Source organism: Fluviicoccus keumensis, from assembly GCF_004217445.1.
GTDB lineage: Bacteria > Pseudomonadota > Gammaproteobacteria > Pseudomonadales > Moraxellaceae > Fluviicoccus > Fluviicoccus keumensis.
The window spans coordinates 1-5,051 of record NZ_SHKX01000007.1; the positions used below are offsets into that span (position 1 = coordinate 1).

Below are 5,051 nucleotides of genomic sequence, written 5' to 3' on the forward strand. Positions count from 1 at the left end.
ACGGGGAACATCCGCTGGCAGTTCAGCAACAACCCGGTCGGACTGGGTGGCGGGCAGTCCGGGGAGGTTCGCTTCTGCGTCCAGGTCGAACAGTAGGAATCGACTGATTGAAACGGAGTTACTCATCATTTTATTTCTACCGTCTGTCTGTTGAGCCGGACAGACGGCCTTTCAGCATCTCTGCTCGTTAGCTTTCGACTGTTTTTTATGGTTGTTCATTCGTAGAATCATTGTGACTCTCTTCACATTTCTTTGTTTCGACAAAGTGCCTTCTTTCTGAAGCGCAGAAAACTAATAAAAGCTAGGTGCAACAGCATGGGTTTTTCGGGGTGGCTCTGGCTTCTGGGAGCGATAATCTTGTTGTGTACTTTTTTACTACAGTACAAATTACGGCAAGGTTGCGGTTCCGTACATATGTGGTTCGGCATCGCGCTGATTGCAGCTCTCACGATAGGCACTCAGGCTTCGGCGCTCACTATTCCAGCGACGAAGGATCTCAGTTGTGCCGGGACCCGTGATGGAAGTAACCTGAATTGTACCGCCGGAGAGTTTACGGTTGGTGCAACGTTCAGTGCGGCACCCGGAACCCCGCCATTCTGCATTGCCGGTCAGGATTTCAATTTTCAGGTCGACCTGACTTTGACGGGTAGTAACACCGACCGACAGGATGTAGCATTTTTTGTTGGCCAAACGGGTAATGACCCGCAGGTCAACGATGCAAGTAAACAGTGTTCTGTTGCCACGTTTCCCACCACCCCAAGCCCCTGGAAGGACAATGACGGTGATACCTGCGGGGATTATCTGGGCGGAGGAACCAGTACACAAACTATTAATGAAATCAAGGTCAAGTGCACCAGTGCCGTCAGCACGGGGTCACTCACGATCCCCTATACCCTGACCTACTGGCAGAATAATGGAAATGTCTGTACCGGCCCCGGGAATGTAACGGCAGGTTCGAAATCGAAATGTAATGCCAGCACCACGGCAGCCGTATCGGGTACTGTGGCAGTCAATGTCGGTACCTATGTTGATGTTACGAAGCAAACAACACCTGATGGTGACACCCAGAGCTTCAGCTATACTGCAACAGGCCCTTCCGGTACAAAAGTAGTTGCTTTAACCGGAGCAACACTGGCACCTAACTCGGCGACCGGTGGTATCTATACTCCGGCATTGCTTTCGTCGGCCACCAACACGGTAACGGTCTCCATCAAGGATGGAGAAACCGTCAGGTTCTATCTGACGGCCTTACCAACCAACCAGACGTTGTCCATTACCGAGGCTCAAACAAACGGCTGGGATCCTACTGCCTCAATTAGTTGCGCCGCAGTAACGGGTTCACCAACTTTATCATCCTCCAACAGCACAAGAACTATTACAGCCGTTCTGAATGAAACTAACAATGCGGCTGCCTGTACGGTCACCAACACCAAAAAGGCCCGGGTTTCGCTTGTCAAGAGTGTAGGTGGTCGTATAGTTGCAGCGGATCAGTTCAATGTGGCTATCTCCGGACCGGGAAGTAGTTCACTGACTGACATCTCCAATAATGCTCTTACTGCTACTGCCGTTGGGGTCACTACATCAGGTAGTACGACAGGCAATTATACAAATGCCACCAATCCGACGTTTTACGCCCCGGGCAATCAGTCCCTTACGTTCACGGATGCCATGGCGGCAGGTAGCACCTCCACAATTAGTGAATACGATACGCGGCTGACATGTACCAATGCCTTTACGGGTACGGGCGCAACATCCAACGCCAGCCTGCCGAATAATCAAAGCACCACCACGGCCACCTTTACTCCGGCGCCGGGTGATGACATTACCTGTACTTATACAAATACGCCCAAGCCACGGATTACTTTCCAGAAAGCCATTGCCGCGACGGGGGGAGGGCGGGTCAGCGCTACTGACCAGTTTGCGCTGACCAATGGCGGAACCACCGGTACGACAACAGGTACGGGATCCACGGTCAGTTCTTCTGCGCTTCTATATATAGGTACAGCCGGTACGGCAATGACGCTGTCGGAGGCGGCAGCAGGGACTACCGATCTGGCCAATTACACAGGCAGCATCAGTTGCACCAACAGCACAGCCGGCTCGGCTACCGTCCTGCCCAATGGCACGGGCACCAGTTTCAGCCTGACCCCGGCCAACCGCGATGTAATCAGTTGTACCCTGACCAACACCCGCAAGTCGGCAACCCTGACTTTGCGCAAGACATGGTCTCAGGCCACGGTAAATGATGCTGTTAATGTCAGTGCAACCGGAGTCAACAGCCGGACTTTCGCTTCCGTCGCCAATACCGTCAGCGAAACGGATACCGATGCGACGACCGTGACCGTATATGCCGGTGAAACCGTCGGTCTGGCGGAAGCGTTCACCACCGGCTTGTCCGCCCGCTATAACAAGGCGCTGGCCTGTACCGGTAACGGTGCGTTGACCTATACCGCCAACACCCTGTCCGGAAGCCTGGTAGTCAGCAATCTGGACAACGCCATTACCTGTACATTCACCAACACCCGCCTGCCGACCCTGACCGTCCGCAAGATCAGCAATGGTGATGTCGGCTCCTTTGTTTTCCCGGCAGGCACCAACGGATACCCCGGTGAAACCATTACCACGGCCACCAGCGGTACGGCGGTCAGCGGCACGCTTGTGCCTCTGGCGGCAGCGGCAACGTCCACGGCGATCAGCGAGACGGTTCCGGCAGGCTATTTGCTGACGGCGGCGAGTTGTACCGGAATGGGGGCGGGCGGAACGGCAACGCTGGTCGGCAATACTCTGACGTTGGACGCCGCGGCAACGGCTTCTGGTTCGAATATTGTCTGTACGTTCACCAATACCAAGATGCCGACGCTCATCCTGCGTAAAACCAGTAATGGCGGTCTCGGCACTTTCGGTTTTGCTTTGGGCAACACCATCCAAGCCACCGGTAGCATCACCACGACTTCTGCCGGGGTTGCACAGCAGGTTGACGGAGACAGTGTAACGGCAGGGACCCAAGCCTACACGGTTGCCGCGACCGGAACAGCCGTCACCATCAATGAGAACAGCCTGCCTTCAGGCTGGAGTCTGGCAGGGGCGACCTGTACCAACTCAGGTGGTACCACGGTTGGCAGCCTGGCGGGTACGACGTATACCATTCCTTCCGGCAATGTGACCTCCGGTGAGGTCTTTACATGTACCTTCTTTAACAACAAGGTACCCACAGTCAGGGTCCAGAAGGTTACGACCGGTGGTGTAGGTGGCCCGTTCTCATTTGCCCAGACCAACCTGTCGGCAACGCTTTCGTCTATTACAACGGTTACCGCCGGTGTGGCCGCGCCGGTTTCTCCAACGGCTGTTACCGTCACGACTACCGGTGCGGACGTAACATTGACCGAAACACCGGCTTCGGGTTTCGAGCTGTCCACGGCCGCTTGTACCGATGCCAACAGTGCAGTAACCGGTAATACGGGCAGTTTCGGCAGTCTGGCTTCGAATGTGCTGACTATTCCGGCGACTCGCATTGTCAATGGCGCCGATATCACTTGCGTGTTTACCAACCGCAAGACCGCGCAGTTGACCCTGCGGAAGTCATGGACGAATGCGATCGTCAATAATGCCGTGTCGATCACCAGCACTGGCGGTACGGCCAATCCGTCGCTGGCATCGACGGCGAATACAGCCACGGAAACCGATGTTGCCACGGCTGTTACGGTCTATGCCGGTGAGACCCTGACCTTCAGCGAAAGCTTTACGACAGGCAGTTCAGCCAATTACACCTCGACGTTGACATGTACCGGCGCGGCGGACAGCAATCCGAGCGATGGATTGACCGTGAATGCTGCGGATACAGCCATTACTTGTACCTATGCCAATGTGCGCAAGTCCGCGAATCTGACACTGCAAAAGACGTGGGTAAACGCAAAGCTGAATGACGCTGTGAATGTCACGGCCACTGGGCTGACGACCTTGGCTTCGACGGCCAACACCGCTTCGGAAACAGACGCTGCAGCTGTTCAGACGGTCTATGCCGGTGACGTGATCACCCTCGGCGAAAGCTTTACCACGGGCAGCGCCGCGAACTACACCAGTTCGTTGGCCTGTACCGGCACGACGGGACTGTCGGGAAACACCCTGACGGTGGGTGCGACGGATACGCCGATCACCTGTACGCAAACGAACAGCCGCATCGCGAAGTCGGTGACCCTGCGCAAGTCGTGGGTGAACGCAAAGCTGAACGACGCCGTCAGTGTCACGGCTACCGGCCTGACCAGCCTGTCTGCTGTAGCGGATACCGCGACCGAGATTGATGCTGGCAGCGCCCAGACAGTGTACGCCGGTGACGTGATCACCCTCGGCGAAAGCTTCACCACGGGCAGTGCGTCGAACTACACCAGCTCGCTGGCCTGTACCGGCACGACCGGGCTGTCGGGGAATATCCTGACGGTGGGTGCGACGGACACGCCGATCACCTGTACGCAAACGAACAGCCGTATTGCCAAGTCGGTGACGCTGCAAAAGACCTGGGTGAATGCCAAGGTCAATGATGCGGTGAACGTGACAGCAACGGGTTTGACGACCTTGGCCTCGACCGCCAATACCGCCAGTGAAACCGATGCGGGCAGTGCGCAGACGGTTTACGCCGGTGACGTGATCACCCTCGGCGAAAGCTTCACGACCGGCAGTGCGGCGAACTACACCAGCTCGCTGGCGTGTACCGGGACAACCGGCCTGTCGGGAAACGCCCTGACGGTGGGTGCGACGGATACGCCGATCACCTGTACGCAAACCAACAGCCGGAAATCGGTCAACCTGACGCTGCGCAAGACCTGGGTGAACGCGAAGCTGAACGATGCGGTGAGTGTGACGGCAACCGGATTGACCAGCCTGGCGTCGGTGGCGAATACCGCCAATGAAACCGATGCCGGCGTTGTGCAAACCGTCTATGCGGGCGAAGCCATCACCTTGGGTGAAACCTTCACCACGGGCAGCGCCGCGAACTACACGGCATCGCTGACTTGTACCGGCAACGCCACGGCGCTGGCGGGCAGTGTGCTGACGGT

General features: G+C 56.5%; 2 protein-coding genes. One reads left to right on the forward strand and one right to left on the reverse strand.

Going from position 1 to position 5,051, the window contains the following annotated elements; translation table 11 throughout:
• Positions 1-387: 387 nt before the first annotated feature.
• Positions 388-690, reverse strand: a complete 303-nt coding sequence (locus EV700_RS16900; protein WP_130410490.1) for a hypothetical protein — start codon at positions 688-690, stop codon at positions 388-390.
• 807 nt (positions 691-1,497) lie between these two features.
• Here EV700_RS16900 and EV700_RS00945 point away from each other — a divergent pair.
• Positions 1,498-5,051, forward strand: a 3,554-nt coding sequence (locus EV700_RS00945) for a beta strand repeat-containing protein (RefSeq protein ID WP_341272929.1), incomplete at its 3' end; no start/stop codon positions are given.